The 15,963-nt window shown below is 73.1% G+C and carries 10 protein-coding genes; 5 read left to right on the top strand and 5 right to left on the bottom strand.

The features are described from left to right. Positions 1 to 33: 33 nt before the first annotated feature. From QSK10_RS01415 to QSK10_RS01430, 4 genes are read right to left on the bottom strand one after another with little or no spacing between them, the layout of a single operon-like run. Positions 34 to 2,604: a VIT domain-containing protein gene (locus QSK10_RS01415; protein ID WP_285660709.1), complete on the bottom strand. Its 2,571-nt coding sequence runs from the start codon at positions 2,602 to 2,604 to the stop codon at positions 34 to 36. After that, positions 2,601 to 3,518: a MerR family transcriptional regulator gene (locus QSK10_RS01420; protein ID WP_285660710.1), complete on the bottom strand. Its 918-nt coding sequence runs from the start codon at positions 3,516 to 3,518 to the stop codon at positions 2,601 to 2,603. The genes QSK10_RS01415 and QSK10_RS01420 overlap by 4 nt, the downstream gene beginning before the upstream one ends. A 46-nt stretch (positions 3,519 to 3,564) precedes the next feature. Then, a complete protein-coding gene (locus QSK10_RS01425; RefSeq protein ID WP_285660711.1) occupies positions 3,565 to 5,238 on the bottom strand; it encodes a solute symporter family protein in 1,674 nt (557 codons plus the stop codon). Further along, positions 5,235 to 5,624, bottom strand: a complete 390-nt coding sequence (locus QSK10_RS01430; RefSeq protein WP_285660712.1) for a DUF485 domain-containing protein — start codon at positions 5,622 to 5,624, stop codon at positions 5,235 to 5,237. Before QSK10_RS01430 ends, QSK10_RS01425 begins: the two co-directional genes overlap by 4 nt. A gap of 389 nt (positions 5,625 to 6,013) precedes the next feature. On the opposite strand from QSK10_RS01430, the gene QSK10_RS01435 reads away from it, so the two are divergent. Then, positions 6,014 to 8,305 (top strand): glycosyl hydrolase family 18 protein, encoded by a 2,292-nt coding sequence (locus QSK10_RS01435; RefSeq protein ID WP_285660713.1) that lies wholly within the window; start codon positions 6,014 to 6,016, stop codon positions 8,303 to 8,305. 39 nt (positions 8,306 to 8,344) lie between these two features. Here the strand turns inward: QSK10_RS01435 and QSK10_RS01440 are convergent, their stop codons facing one another. Next, positions 8,345 to 8,704: a VOC family protein gene (locus QSK10_RS01440; protein ID WP_285660714.1), complete on the bottom strand. Its 360-nt coding sequence runs from the start codon at positions 8,702 to 8,704 to the stop codon at positions 8,345 to 8,347. A 126-nt stretch (positions 8,705 to 8,830) separates the two neighbouring features. Here QSK10_RS01440 and QSK10_RS01445 point away from each other — a divergent pair, with 126 nt between their 5' ends. The 4 genes from QSK10_RS01445 (at position 8,831) to QSK10_RS01460 (ending at position 15,960) form a co-directional block, all read left to right on the top strand. Continuing rightward, positions 8,831 to 9,670, top strand: coding sequence for a sterol desaturase family protein (locus QSK10_RS01445; RefSeq protein WP_285660715.1), 840 nt, complete (start codon positions 8,831 to 8,833; stop codon positions 9,668 to 9,670). Beyond that, positions 9,667 to 10,326 carry a lysoplasmalogenase gene (locus tag QSK10_RS01450; protein WP_285660716.1) on the top strand — a complete coding sequence of 220 codons (660 nt, stop codon included), beginning with the start codon at positions 9,667 to 9,669 and terminating at the stop codon, positions 10,324 to 10,326. Before QSK10_RS01445 ends, QSK10_RS01450 begins: the two co-directional genes overlap by 4 nt. Before the next feature lie 69 nt (positions 10,327 to 10,395). Beyond that, on the top strand, positions 10,396 to 10,626 hold the full coding sequence (locus tag QSK10_RS01455; RefSeq protein WP_285660717.1) for a hypothetical protein: 231 nt from the start codon (positions 10,396 to 10,398) through the stop codon (positions 10,624 to 10,626). A gap of 99 nt (positions 10,627 to 10,725) precedes the next feature. Next, on the top strand, positions 10,726 to 15,960 hold the full coding sequence (locus QSK10_RS01460) for an AMP-binding protein (RefSeq protein ID WP_285660719.1): 5,235 nt from the start codon (positions 10,726 to 10,728) through the stop codon (positions 15,958 to 15,960). Positions 15,961 to 15,963 lie beyond the last annotated feature (3 nt).

Consider the following 15,963-nt stretch of genomic DNA (forward strand, 5'->3'; position numbering starts at 1 on the left):
CGCCGGGTTGTGCGGTCGTCCCGTGAGTCCGGGTCAGCTTCCGCGCTTCCAGAAGGCGCGGCGGGCGGTCGGCTGGGGGGCGGGTGGCGGGGGTGGGGCGGGGCCGGACGGTGCGGCGGTGGGAGCCGCCTGGGTGGTGAGGACCTGGAGGGTGCGGCTCCAGAGGGCCGTCAGCTCCTCTCCGCGGGGCGGGGTGGGACCGTCGCAGGCGGCGAGGGCCTCGGTGAGGCCGGTCAGGGCCCGGTGGGTCTCGTCGGCCGGGTGGCCGATGAGCAGGGCGCGCAGGCGGCTGGCGAGATCGGAGAGCAGGTCCCGGCGGGTGTGCTCGGGGGTGTCGGCGGGAACGGAGGCGAGGGCCGCGAGCTCCTCGGCGAGGAGGGCGCGGGCGCCGGTCCACGGGTCGTAGGCGAGCGGCGGCGCGACCGGCGTCGGGTCGGGCGCGGCGGGCATCTGCTGGGCGGGCGGCGGGGCGCCGAAGACGGGGCCTCCGCCGCCGAAGCCACCGGGCGCGGCGGGTGCGGGCGGCACGGGAGCGTGGCGGCCGCGTCGGCTCTCGGCGCGGAAGAGCATGCCGGACGGGCCACCGGCGGGGGCCGGGGGCGGGCTGCCGTAGCCGGAGAGGAAGTCAGGTGCGGCGGCCTGGGGCATGCTCATCGCCACGGGCATCATCGGCATGGCCGGGGTCGCCGCCTCCCAGCCCGCGGGGAGCTCGACGGGCTGCACGACGGTGCGGGGCGTCCCGCCGTCGGTGACGACACGGGTGTCGACCGCGACGAAGGCGGTGAAGCGGCAGAGCACCGAGTGGCGCAGGGAGAGCTCGACGATGCGCTGTTCCAGGCCGGTCAGGTCGCCGGTACCGGTGGCGTAGCGGTCCTCCAGGTCGCGGAGGCGGGCGCGGGCCCAGGACGTGGCGAGCGGCGGCGGCCCGGCGGTCTCGGCGGCGGATGTGGCGACGGTGGCGGTGGGCGCGGCGGTCCAGGCCTCGCCGGTGACCGTGGTGCCGGTCAGCGTGAGACGGGCGGTGGCGGGCAGGACGCCGTGGTAGCGGCCGGAGACCACCACCGGGGCGCCTTCGAAGAGGTCGGGGACGCGGCCGGGCGTGAGGCTGCCGGGGTCGGGGGTGAAGCCCTCGGCGGTCCAGGCGATGCCGGTGACCACGGGCGAGGAGATGCGGCGGTGGATGCGGGCGGTCGCCTCGTCGAGGCGGTCCTCGGACTCCACCAGCTCGCAGCGGCCGCGGCCGGTGAGGGCGAGGCGGTTGAGGAACCCGGCGTTGACCGCCTGGTCGATGCCGACCACGTGGACGCGGACCCCGGCGAGACCGGCGGCGAGCTCGGCGAGGATCTGGTCCTCGTTGCCGACCTGGCCGTCGGTGACCAGGATCAGGACGCGGTCGCGCTCGCCCGTCTCCGGTCCGGGGGCGAGGAGGGCTGCGGCTTCGCGGAGCGGGTCGAGGAGGACGGTGCCGCCCCGGGCGTCGGCGCGGGCCAGGTACTCCACCGCGCGGAAGCGGTTGCGGTCGGTGGCCTCGGCGAGACCGGCGGGGAGCCGGTCGGGGCTCTCCACCTCGTGGTCGAAGCAGCGGACGGCGAAGCGGTCGGCGCCGGTGAGGGTGTCGATGATGCGGGCCGAGGCGCGGCGGGCCGCCACGATCTTCCAGCCGGACATGCTGCCGGAGCGGTCGAGGAGGACCACGACGTCACGTGGACGGGACGGGGCCGTCATGGCCGGGGGGACGATGGTGAGCTGGAAGGTGCCGCCCTCGCCGTCGCGGTCGGGTTCGGCGGCCAGCGCGGTGCCGACGGTCGCGGGCTCGCCGTAGGCGAGGCGGAGGATGAAGTCGCGGTCGACGCGCTCGCCGGGGCGGACGCTGAGGGCGACGGTTCCGTCGGGGTTCTCGGCGCGGGTGACGGTGTGCAGGCTGGAGCGGGCGGTGGTGAGCGGAAGGCCCGCCGGGTCGATGACCGTCTCGATGCGCAGGGAGACGGGGTTCGGGAAGCCGGGCAGCAGCACCGGTGGGGTGATGCGGGAGGCGTCCGGGACGGCGTCGGTGTCGGGCGCGGTGCCGTCACCGGCCTGCGGGCCGGGCAGCGGCGTGCCGGGGATGTACCGGGGCGCGACCACGAGCGGGATGCGCAGGGTGGCCTCGCCGTCCTCGTTCAGCAGGGGACCGGTGAGGCTGAGGGAGATGCTGACGCGCTCCCCGGGGAGGATGTTGCCCACCCGCATGGTGAACACGTCGGCGCGCTCGGCCTCGGCGATGGACGCGCGCTGCCCCTGGGCGATGGCGGCGTCGTAGGTGTCGCGGGCCTCCTGGCGCTCCTTCAGCTCGGCCTCGACGGTGCGGCCGTCGGCGGTCATGCGCATCGCGGTGACGGCGGCGCGGTCGGGCAGCGGGAAGATGTAGGTCGCCTCGATGGGCTCGGCGTGCGGGTTGTGGAAGCCCTGGACGATCTCGGTGCGGGCGGTGAGCCCGGTGACGCGGGTGTCGACCTCCAGCTTGTGCAGCGGCAGGTTGCCGCGCTCGGTGGTCAGGGCGCCGAGTCCGGCCTCGGGATCGGGCGCGCCGGGCGCGGTCGGCAACGGGGTGACGGTGAGGCTCATGCGGAGGCTCCTTCGGTGGATCCGGTCGCGGCGGGTTCGGTGGTGGCGGCGTTGGTGATGGAGTCGGTGGCGCGGCCCTCGCGGACGGCCGCGACGGCGGCGAGCAGCGGCCCGGCGGCGGCGCGGAGCGCGGCGGTCTCTTCGGGCGTGGGCGGCCGGGCGGCGGTGTAGAGGACGGTGACGCCCGCGGCCAGCGGGACGCCGTAGGAGAGTTCGGCGGACGCGGGCCGCGCGGCCATGGGCGCGACCGGCCGCGCGTTCGGGGGCGGTTCGGGGGCCGGACGGTGGCGGCGCCGGACGGTGACAGTGTCATCGGGCGCGGAGTGGTCCTCGGGGTCGAAGACGATCCTCGGCGGGACACTGTCATCGACGCCGGGCGCCTCGGCGGGCCGCTGGGCCCAGAAGCGGCGCTGACCGGCCCCGGCGGGCGGGGTCATGACGTCGGGAACCGGCACTGCGGCGGGGCCCTCCCCGGCGGGACCGGCCGTCGGCAACGTGTCCGGCACGCGCGCGACCTCGGTGAGGACGTCGTCGCTCGCGCCGAGCAGGCGGGCCTGGATGTCGGCGAGGCTGTGCCCCTCGGCCTGGAGCCGCTTGACGGCGACGATCTGGCGCAGGTGGCGGGGCCCGTAGAGGGCGGTGCGCCCGCGCGTCTCGGCGGGCCGCCCGACCAGGCCGATCGTCTGGTACCAGCGGATCACCCGCACGCTGGGCACGTCGGTGACGCGGCCGCTGGCCGCGCCGGTGTAGTCGTACGAGAGCGCCCGCGCCACCAGTTCGGCGAGCTCGGCCACGGTCCACAGGTTCTCTGGAGGCTCCAGAGAACCCGGGGAAGGCAGCCGGGAGCTCGCCTCGCGCGGTGGCGCGGGCGGGGTGTGCTTCGTCCCGTCGGGTTCGGGCATCACGGCTGTCATGCCCGAACCCTAACACTGTCATCATGACAGTGTCAAATGATGGGGGTCAGTGCGCTCCGATGCCGGTGAGCGAGCGCACCTCCAGCTCGGCGTACTTCTCCGGGTCGGCCTTGTCGCGGCCGATGAGGGTCCCCAGCCAGCCGAAGATGAACCCGAGCGGGATGGACACCAGTCCGGGGTTGGTGAGCGGGAAGAGGTTGAAGTGGGCGCCCGGGAAGAGCGCGTTCTCCGTCCCGGACACCACCGGGGAGAAGACGAGCAGGAGGACCGCCGAGCCGAGGCCGCCGTAGATGGCCCAGACCGCCCCGGAGGTGTTGAAGCGCTTCCAGAACAGGCTGTACAGGATCGCCGGGAGGTTGCCCGAGGCCGCCACCGCGAAGGCGAGGCCGACGAGGAAGGCGACGTTGAGGCGCTGCGCGAAGATCGCCAGCACGATCGCGACGATGCCGATGACGACCGCCGCCCAGCGCGCGACGACGACCTCTTCCTTGTCGCTGGTCTTGCCGCGCCGGAACACGTTCGCGTACAGGTCGTGCGCGAGCGAGGACGAGGAGGCCAGGGTGAGCCCGGCGACGACCGCGAGGATCGTCGCGAAGGCCACCGCGGCGATGACGGCCAGCAGGATCGCCCCGCCGAGATCACCCCCGAAGAAGTGGCTCCCGAGCACGCGGGCGAGCAGCGGCGCGGCGACGTTGCCCGCGCCCTTGTCCGGGTCGAACATCTCGGGCCGGTTGACCAGGGCCGCCGCGCCGAAGCCGAGGGCGAGGGTCATCAGGTAGAACACGCCGATGATGCCGATGGCCCACAGGACGCTCTTGCGGGCGGTCTTGGCGTTGGGGACGGTGTAGAAGCGGATCAGGATGTGCGGCAGTCCGGCGGTGCCGAGGACCAGGGCGAGCCCGAGGGACAGCAGGTCGAGCTTGTTGACCATGGTCTGCCAGGCGTCGCCGGGCACCTCTTTCCCGTACTTGAGGCCGGGTTCGAGGAAGGCGGGGCCCTTGCCGGACTTGGTGGTGGCCGCGTGCAGGAGATCCGACAGGTTGAACTTGAACCAGGCCAGGACCAGCACGGTCATCAGGGCCGCGCCGACGAGCAGGAGGACGGCCTTGATGATCTGGACGTATGTGGTGCCCTTCATGCCGCCGATGACCACGTAGGTGATCATGAGCGCGCCGACGAGGACGATGGTGGCGATCTTGGCGGTGTCGGCGTCCATGCCGAGGAAGGTGTGGTCGGCCTTGATGCCCAGGAGCAGGGCCACGAGGGCGCCGGCGCCGACCATCTGCGCCAGCAGGTAGAAGATCGAGACGGTCACGGTGGAGACCGACGCGGCGGTGCGGACCGGGCGCTGCCGCATGCGGAACGCCAGGACGTCGGCCATCGTGTACTTGCCGGAGTTGCGCAGCAGCTCGGCCACCAGCAGCAGCGCCACCAGCCAGGCGACGAGGAAGCCGATGGAGTACAGGAAGCCGTCGTAGCCGTTGAGGGCGATCATGCCGGCGATGCCGAGGAACGAGGCCGCCGACATGTAGTCGCCGCCGATGGCCATGCCGTTCTGGAAGCCGCTGAAGGAGCGGCCGCCGGCGTAGAAGTCGCTGGCGCCCTTGGTGCGGCGCCCGGCCCAGACGGTGATGGCCAGCGTGGCGGCGACGAACACCAGGAACAGGGCGATCGTCCAGGTGCGGGTGGTGGAGGTGTCGCCGTCGGCGAGGAGGTTCACGCCTGCACCGTCCCTTCCGGACCGCCATCGGCGGTCGCGTCGTCGGCGGGGCGCTCGTACTCGCGGCGCAGGGCCTCCGCCTTGGGGTCGAGGTTCCTGGCGGCGTAACGGGCGTACAGCCAGGCGATGAGGAAGGTCGAGACGAATTGCGACAGTCCGAACAGGAGTGCCACGTTGATCTCGCCGAAGACCTTCACGGCCATGAAGTCGCGCGCATAGGCGGAGAGCGCGACGTAGAGGGCGTACCAGACGAGGAAGACGACGGTGGCGGGGAAGACGAAGACGCGCAGTGCCCGGCGCAGCGCGGCGAACTCCGGGCCGCGCTGGATCTGGAGACTGTCGACGTTCTCTCGCTCTCCGGAGGCCGTCTCAGACGATGTCGTCATATTGAGTCCTATATGGAGCTTGCGGGGCTTGCCGGATCGTTGGGGCACCGTATCGTTACCGGACTGTCATTCGCCAGACCCCGGGCCGAGAAGAAACGTCGAAACTTGTGAGCTGAATCACTCTTGACGCGCGCGTTTCGCGGGGGTTCGCATTCGGTGAACGGGGACGGCGTCCCGCCCGCGCCCGGCGGCGCGCCCCGGCGGACGGTCGCGACGTGCCCGGGAACCGCGCGGCGGGGTCTAACGCCTGATGGCGGGCCTGCCGGCGACGGTCCATCATGGACCGTCCTTATTGACTGGAATGTTTCCTGAGAGTAGCGTCCGGATCAACTCGCAGGCCGCTCCCCTCGGCCCGCTCTGGCAGACTCCTCCGGCAGAAGAGACACGCCATGAAGATCCGGTCACGCGCTCTCACCTTCACCGCAACCGCCCTCTTAGTCCTATCCGGGCTGGTCGCCCTGTCCGCGCCGGCGCAGGCCGCCGCGGGTCTCACCGCCACCTTCACGCAGACGAGCTACGGCTCCTGGTGGATGGGCAAGTTCATCGTCAAGAACCCCACCTCGGCCGCGATCAACGGCTGGACCCTGGAGTTCCAGCTGCCCGCCGCGACCAAGGTCGACGGGCATTGGAACGGCACCGCCACGACGAAACCGAACAACGCGTTCTCCGTGGCCAACGCCTACTACAACGGGAACGTGGCCGCCGGCCGCGACACCGAGCCCTACAGCTACTACTTCATCTCCTCCTCCCCCATGAGCACGCCACTCTCGTGCCGCATCAACGGGAACAAGTGCGACGGTGGCACCGACGCACCCCCCGGAGCGCCCACGAACGTGACCGTGGGAGCGCGGACGACGACGCGCATCAGCCTCTCGTGGACGGCCCCGGCTCCCGGTGATTTCCCGATCACCGGATATGACGTCTACGCCGACGGCGCGCTCAAGGCCAGTGTGGACACCACGTCGGCCACGCTGACCGGCCTCACCCCGAACACGTCCTACCAGCTCACCGTGAAGTCCAAGGACTCCCGGGGCAACGTCTCGGCGGCGAGCGCGCCGGTGACGGGGGCGACCCGCAATCCCGCCGACGACACCACGCCCCCGACGGTGCCGGGCAACCTGCGCAGTCCCTATCACGACTCGGTGACGGTGAGCCTGGCGTGGGACGCCTCGACCGACGCCGGTGGGCTGTTCGCCTACGAGGTCTACGTTAACGGGACGCTCAACCAGACGGTCACCGGCACCACCGCCAAGGTGGTCAACCTGGCGCCGTCGACGCCGTACCAGTTCACCGTCAAGGCCCGCGACATCTACGACAACGTGTCGGCGGCGACGCCGGCGCTCTCGGTGACCACCGACGATCCCGTGGGCAACGGCAATTACGCCCGCGTCGGGTACTTCGCGCAGTGGGGCATCTACGGGCGCCAGTTCTTCGTGCGGAACCTGCACACCTCGGGCGCGGCGGCGAAGATGACGCACCTGAACTACGCCTTCACCAACCTCAACCAGAACACCTTCACCTGCATGAACGGTGTCACGAAGGGCACCACGGCCAATCCGCAGGACCCCGACCAGGGGACCGGCGCCGGTGACGCCGAGGCCGACTACAGCCGCGGCTTCAGCGCCGCCCAGTCGGTGGACGGCGTGGCCGACACCGGGTGGGAGCCGCTGCGCGGCAACTTCAACCAGCTCAAGAAGCTGAAGGCGAAGTACCCGAACCTGAAGGTCATGATGTCGATCGGCGGGTGGACGTACTCGAAGTTCTTCCACGACGCGGCCCTGACCCCCGAGCGGCGGCAGGCCTTCGCGGCCTCCTGCATCGACCTGTACATCAAGGGCAACCTGCCCAGCTACAACGGCGCGGGCGGCGCGGGCAGCGCCGCGGGCGTGTTCGACGGCCTCGACCTCGACTGGGAGTGGCCGGGCGCCGAAGGACACCCCGGCAACCACTGGTCGGCCGAGGACAAGGCCAACAACACGCTGCTCATCGCCGAGTTCCGGCGTCAGATGGAGGAACTGACCAAGACCACCGGCAAGCACTACCAGCTGACCGCGTTCACCCCGGCCGACCCGGCGAAGATCGCCACGGGCTGGGACATCACCACCAATGACGGCAACCCGAGCGTCTTCGACTACCTCGACTTCGCCAACGTGCAGGGATACGACTTCCACGGCGCGGGCAGCGACAACTCCTGGGAGCCGAACCGCACCGGGCACGCCTCCAACCAGAACACCGACGCGCAGGACCCGTACAACTTCCACTTCTCGGTGGTCGACGCGATCAAGCCGTACATCGACGCGGGCGTCAACCCGCGCAAGCTCACCATCGGCGTCCCGTTCTACGGGCGCGGCTGGCAGGGCGTCGCCGACGGCGGTGTCCACGGCGAGTGGCAGTCGGCCACCGGCGCGGCACCCGGGCAGTTCCCGGAGGAGGCGGGGACGAGAGGTTACGCCAACCTGCTCGCCTCGGTCCCCAACTGCACGGTCTACCACGACGAGCAGTCACTGTCGACGTACTGCTACACCGGCAACAACGGCCAGTGGTGGACCTTCGACGATCCCTGGCTCATCACCAAGAAGATGGCGTGGCTGAAGTCGAAGGGCCTGCTGGGCGTGATGATCTGGGAGATGTCCGGCGACAACGGCACTCTGATGACGGCCATCGACAACGGCCTCAAGTAGCGGGACGCGGGGCGGCGGGCGACGCCGCCCCGCGCTCGCTCAGTCCTTGACGGGACGCCAGGTCCCGAAGTGCCACTCGTGGCCTTCGGGATCGAGGCAGGAGTACTCGCGCGACCCGTAGTCCATGTCGGTGAGTTCGCGCGTGATCGTCGCCCCGGCCGCCACGGCGCGTGTGTGGTGCGCGTCGGGGTCGTCGACGACGACGTAGATGCCGTAGGTCTCCTTGTGCTCCTCGCGCTCGCCGAGCATCACGATGTCGTCGCCGTAGCGCATCTCGGCGTGGGCGATCCCGCCGTCGTGGCGCATGACGGCGTGCTCGATGAAGCCGAAGGCCTCGCCGAGCCACGCGATGGCCGTTTCGGCGTCGCGGTACCCGAGGATCGGGCAGATGGTCGCCATGGATCACTCCTTTCGGGACGTACCGGCCCCGCCGCCCATTGTGGTGGGCGGCTACGGCGCATCTCTTCATTACTTGTCGGTAACGAAGTCTTCCCCCTGCGACCGCGCGGGTACTAGCCTGCCGTCATGCCGGAGCTGCCGAACGTCGTCCTGTGGTCCATACCGGCGTTCGTGCTCCTCACGATCGTCGAGATCGTGTCCTACCGGTTCCATCCCGACGAGGACGAGGCCGGGTACGACGCGAAGGACACCGCCGCCAGCCTCTCCATGGGCCTGGGCAGCGTCTTCTTCGACCTGCTCTGGAAGATCCCGACGGTCGCCGCGCTGACCGCCGTCTACGCGCTGACGCCGCTGCGGATCCCGTTCACGTGGTGGACGTTCCCCGCGCTGCTGCTCGCGCAGGACTTCTTCTACTACTGGTCGCACCGGGGCCACCACGTCATCCGCGTGCTGTGGGCCTGTCACGTGGTGCACCACTCCAGTCAGCGGTTCAACCTGTCGACGGCGCTGCGGCAGCCCTGGACGTCGCTGACCAGCTGGATCTTCTACATCCCGATGGCCGCCGCCGGGGTGTCCCCCGCGGTGATCGCCTTCTGCTCCTCGGTGAACCTGGTCTACCAGTTCTGGATCCACACCGAGCGCGTCGACCGGCTGCCGCGCCCCTTCGAGTTCCTGCTGAACACCCCGTCCCACCACCGCGTCCACCACGCCTCGCAGGGCGGCTACCTGGACCGCAACTTCGGCGGCATCCTGATCGTCTGGGACCGCCTCTTCGGCTCCTTCGCCCCCGAGCTCGAACGGCCCGTGTACGGGCTCACCAAGAACCTCACCACCTTCAACCCGCTGCGCGTGGCCACCCACGAGTACGCCGCCATCGGGCGCGACGTGATGCGCGCGGCCACCTGGCGCGACCGCCTCGGCCACCTGTTCCGCGGCCCCGGCTGGCGCCCGGAGAGTGAGCGGTGAAGCGGGCCCTCCCCCTCGCGCTGCTCGCCGCCCTCGCCCTCGTCCACCTCGCCGCCCTGGGCGCCGGCTGGGACACGGCCGCCACGGCCACGAAACCGCTGCTCATGCCGCTGCTGGCGTGGTTCACCGCGATCGCCGCGCGCCCGCCGCTGCGGACGCCGCTGATCGCCGCCGTCCTGTTCGGCTGGGCGGGCGACGTCCTGCTCCAGCTGCCCGCCGAGGCGGCGTTCCTGGGCGGCATGGGCGCCTTCGCCCTCGGGCACCTCCGCTACGAGGTCACCGCCATCCGGCACGGCTCGTGGCGGACGCGGAAGGTGGCGATCGCCGCCTGCGCCTACGCCGTGGTGTGGGCGGCCGTGCTCGTCGCGCTCTGGCCGGGCCTGCCGGGTCCGCTGCGCGCGCCCGTCGCGGTGTACAGCCTGCTGCTGACCGCCACCGCCGTCCTCACCGTGGGCGTGAACGTACGCGCGGCCGCCGGGGGCGCGCTGTTCCTGATCTCCGACACCCTCATCGCCACCGGGATCGCGCACACCTGGCGTCCCCCGGCCGTCGACGTGTGGATCATGGCGACCTACGTGGCCGCGCAGTACCTGCTCGTCACCGGATTCCTTGCGCACACGCCATCGCATAAGAAGGAGCCCCTGGCGGTCGCATGATCATCCCGTGAGCACGCGGTGACCCTAATCTGTCCTCGCCTCACCCCGAGGCGCGAAAGGGAGACAGAGATGAAGCGTATTACGGGGCTCGCCGACCGGCTCGTGACGGCGCTCGCCGGCAAGAGCACCGCCGGGGCGTGCGTGGGCAACGTCGGCCAGATCCAGACGCGGTGGGGCGCCATCTGCGGCTGCGAGGACGGGCGCGCCTACCGCTACCGCTACTCGTGCGAGATCAACTGCGACGGCAGCTGCATCCAAGTCGGCCCCGCGAGCTGCCTGCGCACCGGAAACACCTGCTGACCCATCCTCCGGGGCCGCGCTGCGCGGCCCCACCGCCGGGCTGGGCGGGCGTTGCGGCGTCGGGTAAGAATGCAGGACCGCCGCACGAACGGATCCCGCATGTCCCAGTCCCCGACACCGCCCGAGGGGCCCGTCGCCTTCGTCTACGCCGGGCCGGAGTCCTCCGTGGGCGACGCCGCAGAGCTGGCCCTCGACCCCGCGTTCGCGGCGGTCCTCGACGAATGCGCGGGGGCCTACCGCGAGGTGACCGGCGCGAACCTGCGCGGCCGCCTCGCCTACCCCGACCCCGACTGGCCGGCCGACATCGCCCAGCCCGTCCTGGTCTCCCTGCAGCTGGCCATGACCGCCGCGCTCGCCGCGCACGGCGTCACCCCCGGCCACGTCTTCGGGCACGGCACCGGCGAGCTCACCGCCCTGGTGGCCGCCGGGGCCCTGGACGCGCGCGAGGCGGTCCGGCTTGTGTCGCTGCGCGCGCGGCTGATGCAGGAGTACGGCGCGCCCGCCGGGGCCGTCGAGGTCCGCGCGACCGCCGCCGAGGCGGAGGCGCTGTGCGCACGCGTCCCCGGCATCGAGACCGCCGCGGTCGACGGGCCCGACCGGCGCGTCCTGGCCGGGCCCGAGGACGCCGTCGCCGCGCTCATCGCGCTGTGCGAGGGCACCGGTGTGCGCACCCGCCGCCAGCAGGTCACGCGCGCGTTCCACACGTCGCTGGCCGACCCGGTCCTGCGGGAGCTGGAGGAGGAGCTGGCCGGGATGCGGTTCCGGCCCACCCGCCTGCCCGTGACCAGCGGCGTCGACGGGCGCACGCGCCCGCCCGGGTGGCTGCCCGACGCCGCGCACCTGCGCGACCAGGCGCGCCTGCCCGTCCGCTTCGACCTGGCGCTGGGGGCGCTGCTCGGGTCGGGCTGCCGGACGCTCGTCCAGGTCGGCCCCGAAGGGGTGCGCGCCAACGCGGGAGGCGAGGCGTCGTCCGGGGCCGCGCTACTGACCGGAGAGGTCGAAACCGGCCGGGTGGGGGCGAGGTGGCACGCGGCGGGCAATCTGTACTACGCGGGCGTCTCGATCGCGCCGCCCCCCGAACCGCCGCCGACCCCGAGGACCCCCACCGTGACCACGACCGCTCCCCCGCCGACCCGCATCATCGCGCCCGACCCGGTCGTCGGGAGGCACCGGGCGAGAGCGGCGGAGCAGGAGCGGATCCTGCGGGTCCTGGCGGCGGCCGGTGCCCTCGACGTGAGCCTGTCCCTGCCCGACGCCGGTTACCCGCGCGTCCTGGAGATCGCCCGCTTCGCCGAGGCCCACGGGCTGCGCGCGCTGTGGCTGCCCGGCCCGGTGCCGGCGGCCGCGATCGCCGGGCAGACCCGGCGGCTGCTCCTGCGCCTGGACGCCGCGACCGCCGCCGAGCGCGCGGTGGTCGACGACGCGTCCGAGGGCCGCGCCGGATACGCGCTGCACACGCCCTTCACCCACCCCGACGAGCGCTGGCGCGGCCGCGCCGACGCCATCGCGGCGAACGCGGGCGAGGCGGCCGAGGCCGCGCGGCTCGGGCTCGACGCGATCGTGGACGCCGCCGGTCCCGCCGCCGCCTACCGCGCGGTCCGCCACGACGGGCGGGTGGCCGTGCGCGTGCCGCTCGACGCGGCGGCGGACCCGGCGCGGCTCGCGGAGGCGCGGGAGGCCGGGGCCGACGAGGTGATCGTGGTGCTGGGGGCGGAGGCGCCGGAGTGGGGTGAGTTCGGTGAGGCCCACCGGGGTGAGATCCACGGCGGGGCCCCGGGGGCGGTCGAGGGTGAGGCGGCTGGGGCGGCGATGGCTTCGGCGGCCGAGCGCGAGGTGGGACCGGAGGTGGAAGCGGATTCCGTTTCCGCTCCCGTGGGCGAGCACTCGCACTTCGACGGGGGCGAGCACGGGGCCGAGCACGCGGCCGAGCACGAGGAAGTGGCGATCGAGGGCGGTTTCTGGGCGGCGACCGGAGGCCCCCTGGAGGCCGCGGGCACCCGATACCCCCGGACGCCCGGCGGGGACGCGAGCGCGCCGGGCACGGACCCGCTGTCGCGCGCTGGCCGGGGCCCGGCCGACACGGCTCATGGACCCACCGCCACGGACATCGGCGCTCGCGCCACCGGCGGCGAATCCGAAACGGAACCGGAAGCCGATTCCGCTTCCGTCACGGCCCGAACCGGGGCAGGGGCTTCGGAGCACGGACCGACCGCGGCATCGGCTTCGGGCGTGGACACGCACGCGGATGAGCTCGCCCACGGCGAGATGGGCGCGAGCCTCGGGCAAGACGGCATCGACGGCATCGACGGCATCGACGGAAAAACGGAACCGGATTCCGATTCCGTGAGGACACCGGCCGCACCCGTCACCCCCGCCCAGGCCTCCACCCCGGCCCCGCCTCTGAGCACGAGCGCGCAGGCTCGGGCGGATGCCGATCGGCTCGGCGACGGTGACCCCGCCGAGGGGCGTGAGGCGGAACCGGATTCCGTCTCGGGCCAGGCAACCCCGGCCCCAGGTGTGACTCCAAGCCGGGCCGCGCCGCGAGCAGACCGGGCCACGGAACCGGATTCCGTCTCGGGCCGGGCAACCCCGACACCGGGCACGGCTCCAGGCCAGGCCGCGCCCCGAGCAAACCAGGCCACGGAACCGGATTCCGATTCCGCTTCCGTTTCGGGCCTCGCATCGGCGTCGCCGACCTCGGACCCCACTGCCGCACCGAACGCACCGAACACACCGGCCGCACCCACGACTTCGGCCGCGACAGCCGAACCGGCAAAGGCGGCCCGGTCGACGGCAGCGGAGCCCACTCCGGCGTCCGAAGGTGAAACGGAACCGGATTCGGAATCGGATTCCGCTTCCGGCTCCGCCAACCTCACCTCCGCCCCCACATCCGACCCCACCCCCTCGCAGGCCCCCGACCCCGTCCACGCCCCCCTCTCCCCCGCGCAAACGCTCCTCTGGCCGCACCGGTCCGACGGCAACCTCGTCCGGGCCGTGCAGTTCGACGGCCCGCTCACCGTCTCCGCGCTCACCGCCGCGCTGCGCGCCGTCGTCGCCCGCCATGAGCCGCTGCGCACCATGTACAGCGACATCACCGGGCGGCCGCTCCAGATCGTGCTCCCGCAGGTCGACCTCGACGTCCCGGTCACCGACCTGACCGGCTATCACGAGGACACCGCCGTCCGGCACGCCCTGGCGACCGCGTCCTCGGCCTCCCTCGACCAGGCGGCGGGCAAGGCCGTCTCCTTCCAGCTCCTGCGCTTCAGCTACACCCGGCACGTGCTGATCTGCGCGTTCCATCCGCTCACCGTCGATCCGTGGTCGTACCAGGTGCTGGCCGCCGAGCTCGCCGAGCTGTACCGGGCGGCGCTGGACGGGGAGGCGGCTCCTCTTCCCGCCGCGGTCCCGTACAGCTCGCTGCCCGCGCCCGAGGTCTCGGCCGGGACGGGCGCGTACTGGGCGGAGCGCTTCGCGGTGGCTCCCGAGCCGCTCGACCTGCCGTCCGACCGGGTGCGGCCGGAGGCTCCGGGACCGGGCGCGGGCTCGGTGAACCTGGAGGTCCCCTCGGCGCTGGCCGAGCGGGTGCGCGCGCTCGCCGCCGACGCGGGGGTGACCGTGCCGACGGTGGTGCTGACGGCGTTCGCGGCGGCGCTGCACGGCCTGTCGGGACGCGAGGACGTGGTCGTCGGCGCGGAGGTGCCGGGCGCGGGGGCGCTCGTCGGGCCGCTGTCGCGGCTGCTGCCGATCCGGCTGGACATGTCCGGCGACCCGGCGTTCACGCTGCTGCTGGCCTCCGCCCGGGACGCCACCGCCGCCGCGCGGGGCCACGCCGCGGGCGTGCCGCACGTCCCGGCGCTGGCCGCGACCGTCGAGTTCGACGGCGGCATCCTCGAACCGGCGCTGACCGGTGTGCGCACCACCGTGCTGGACTTCCCGCCCGACCCGCTGCGCACCGACCTGCGGCTGCGCGTGTGGCAGCGCGACGGGCTCCGCTGGCGGCTCGACTACCGCGACGACGTCTTCGGCGAGGAGGTCGCCCAGAACGTCCTCGGCGCGGTCCTGGACGTCCTGGTCGCGGCCGTGGCCACGCCCTCGGCGCCGCTGACGGAGATCCTCGGCCTCGGCGAGCCGCTCACGCCCGCCGTGACGGGCCCGGCGATGCCGCCGTCGACCGATTCGGTGCACGAGCTGTTCGAGCTCCAGGCCGCCGCCACGCCCGACGCGGTCGCGGTGGTGTGCGGCGAGACCACGTGGACGTACCGGGAGCTGCGGGAACGGGCGGGCACCCTCGCGCGGCTGCTGCACCGGCACGGCACGGGCGCCGGTGACCTGGTGGCGGTGCTGATCCCGCGCCGCCCGGACCTGATCGCGGCGCAGCTGGCGGTCCTGCGGCTGGGCGCGGTGTTCCTGCCGCTCGACCCGGCGCGGCCGCTGGACGAGCTCACCGGCACGGCCCGGGGCGCGCGCATGGTGCTGGCCTCCCGCAACGCGCCGGACCTGGGCGTGGCCGTCGTCCACGTCGAGGACGACCCGGGCGAGACGGGCGAGCCGCCCGCGCCGCCCGCCGATCCCGAGCGCGCCGCCTACCACGTGCGCACGCAGGTCCCGGGACGCACGGTCGCGGTCTCGCACCGCGCGCTGGTCAACATGGTCCGCTGGGGCATGACGACGCTCGGGCTGGCCTCCGGGGACGCGGTGGCGCACATGCTCGACCTGGACCTCGACGTGAACCTCGCCGAGATCTACCCGGCGCTGCTGGCCGGGGCCGCGGTCCACATGGTCCCCGAGGAGCTGCGCGACGACGAGCTGGAGCTGACCGCGTGGTGGACGCTGAAGCGGATCACCGTCGCGTGCCTCCCGGCGCCGCTGGCCGACCGGGTCTTCGCGCGGCCGCTGCCCGACGGGAACCGGCTGCGGTTCCTGCTGGTGGGCGGGCGGAAGGTGCGGCGGCGCCCGCCGATCTCGTTCCCGACGGTGTTCTCGCTGTACGGGGTGCCGGAGAACGCGATCGTGGCGGCCCTGGCGATCCTGGCGCAGGAGGGCGAGGACGCCCCCGACATCGGCCTGCCCGTGGACAACAACCGGCTCTACATCGTCGACCGGCACGGCGGCCCGGCGCGCCCGGGCACGCCGGGCGAGCTGTGGATCGGCGGCGCGGGCGTCGCCTCGGGCTACCCGGGCGACCCGGAGGCGACGGCGGCGGCGTTCCGCCCGGGCCCGGACGGGACCACGCTGTTCCGCACCGGCGACCAGGTGCGGCTGCGCGGCGACGGGGCCCTGGAGTACTGCGGGCCGGTTCCCGCCTGGGCGGTGGGACATCGACGTCCGTCGTAGGCT

It is taken from the genome of Actinorhabdospora filicis (genome assembly GCF_030269765.1).
GTDB lineage: Bacteria > Actinomycetota > Actinomycetes > Mycobacteriales > Micromonosporaceae > Actinorhabdospora > Actinorhabdospora filicis.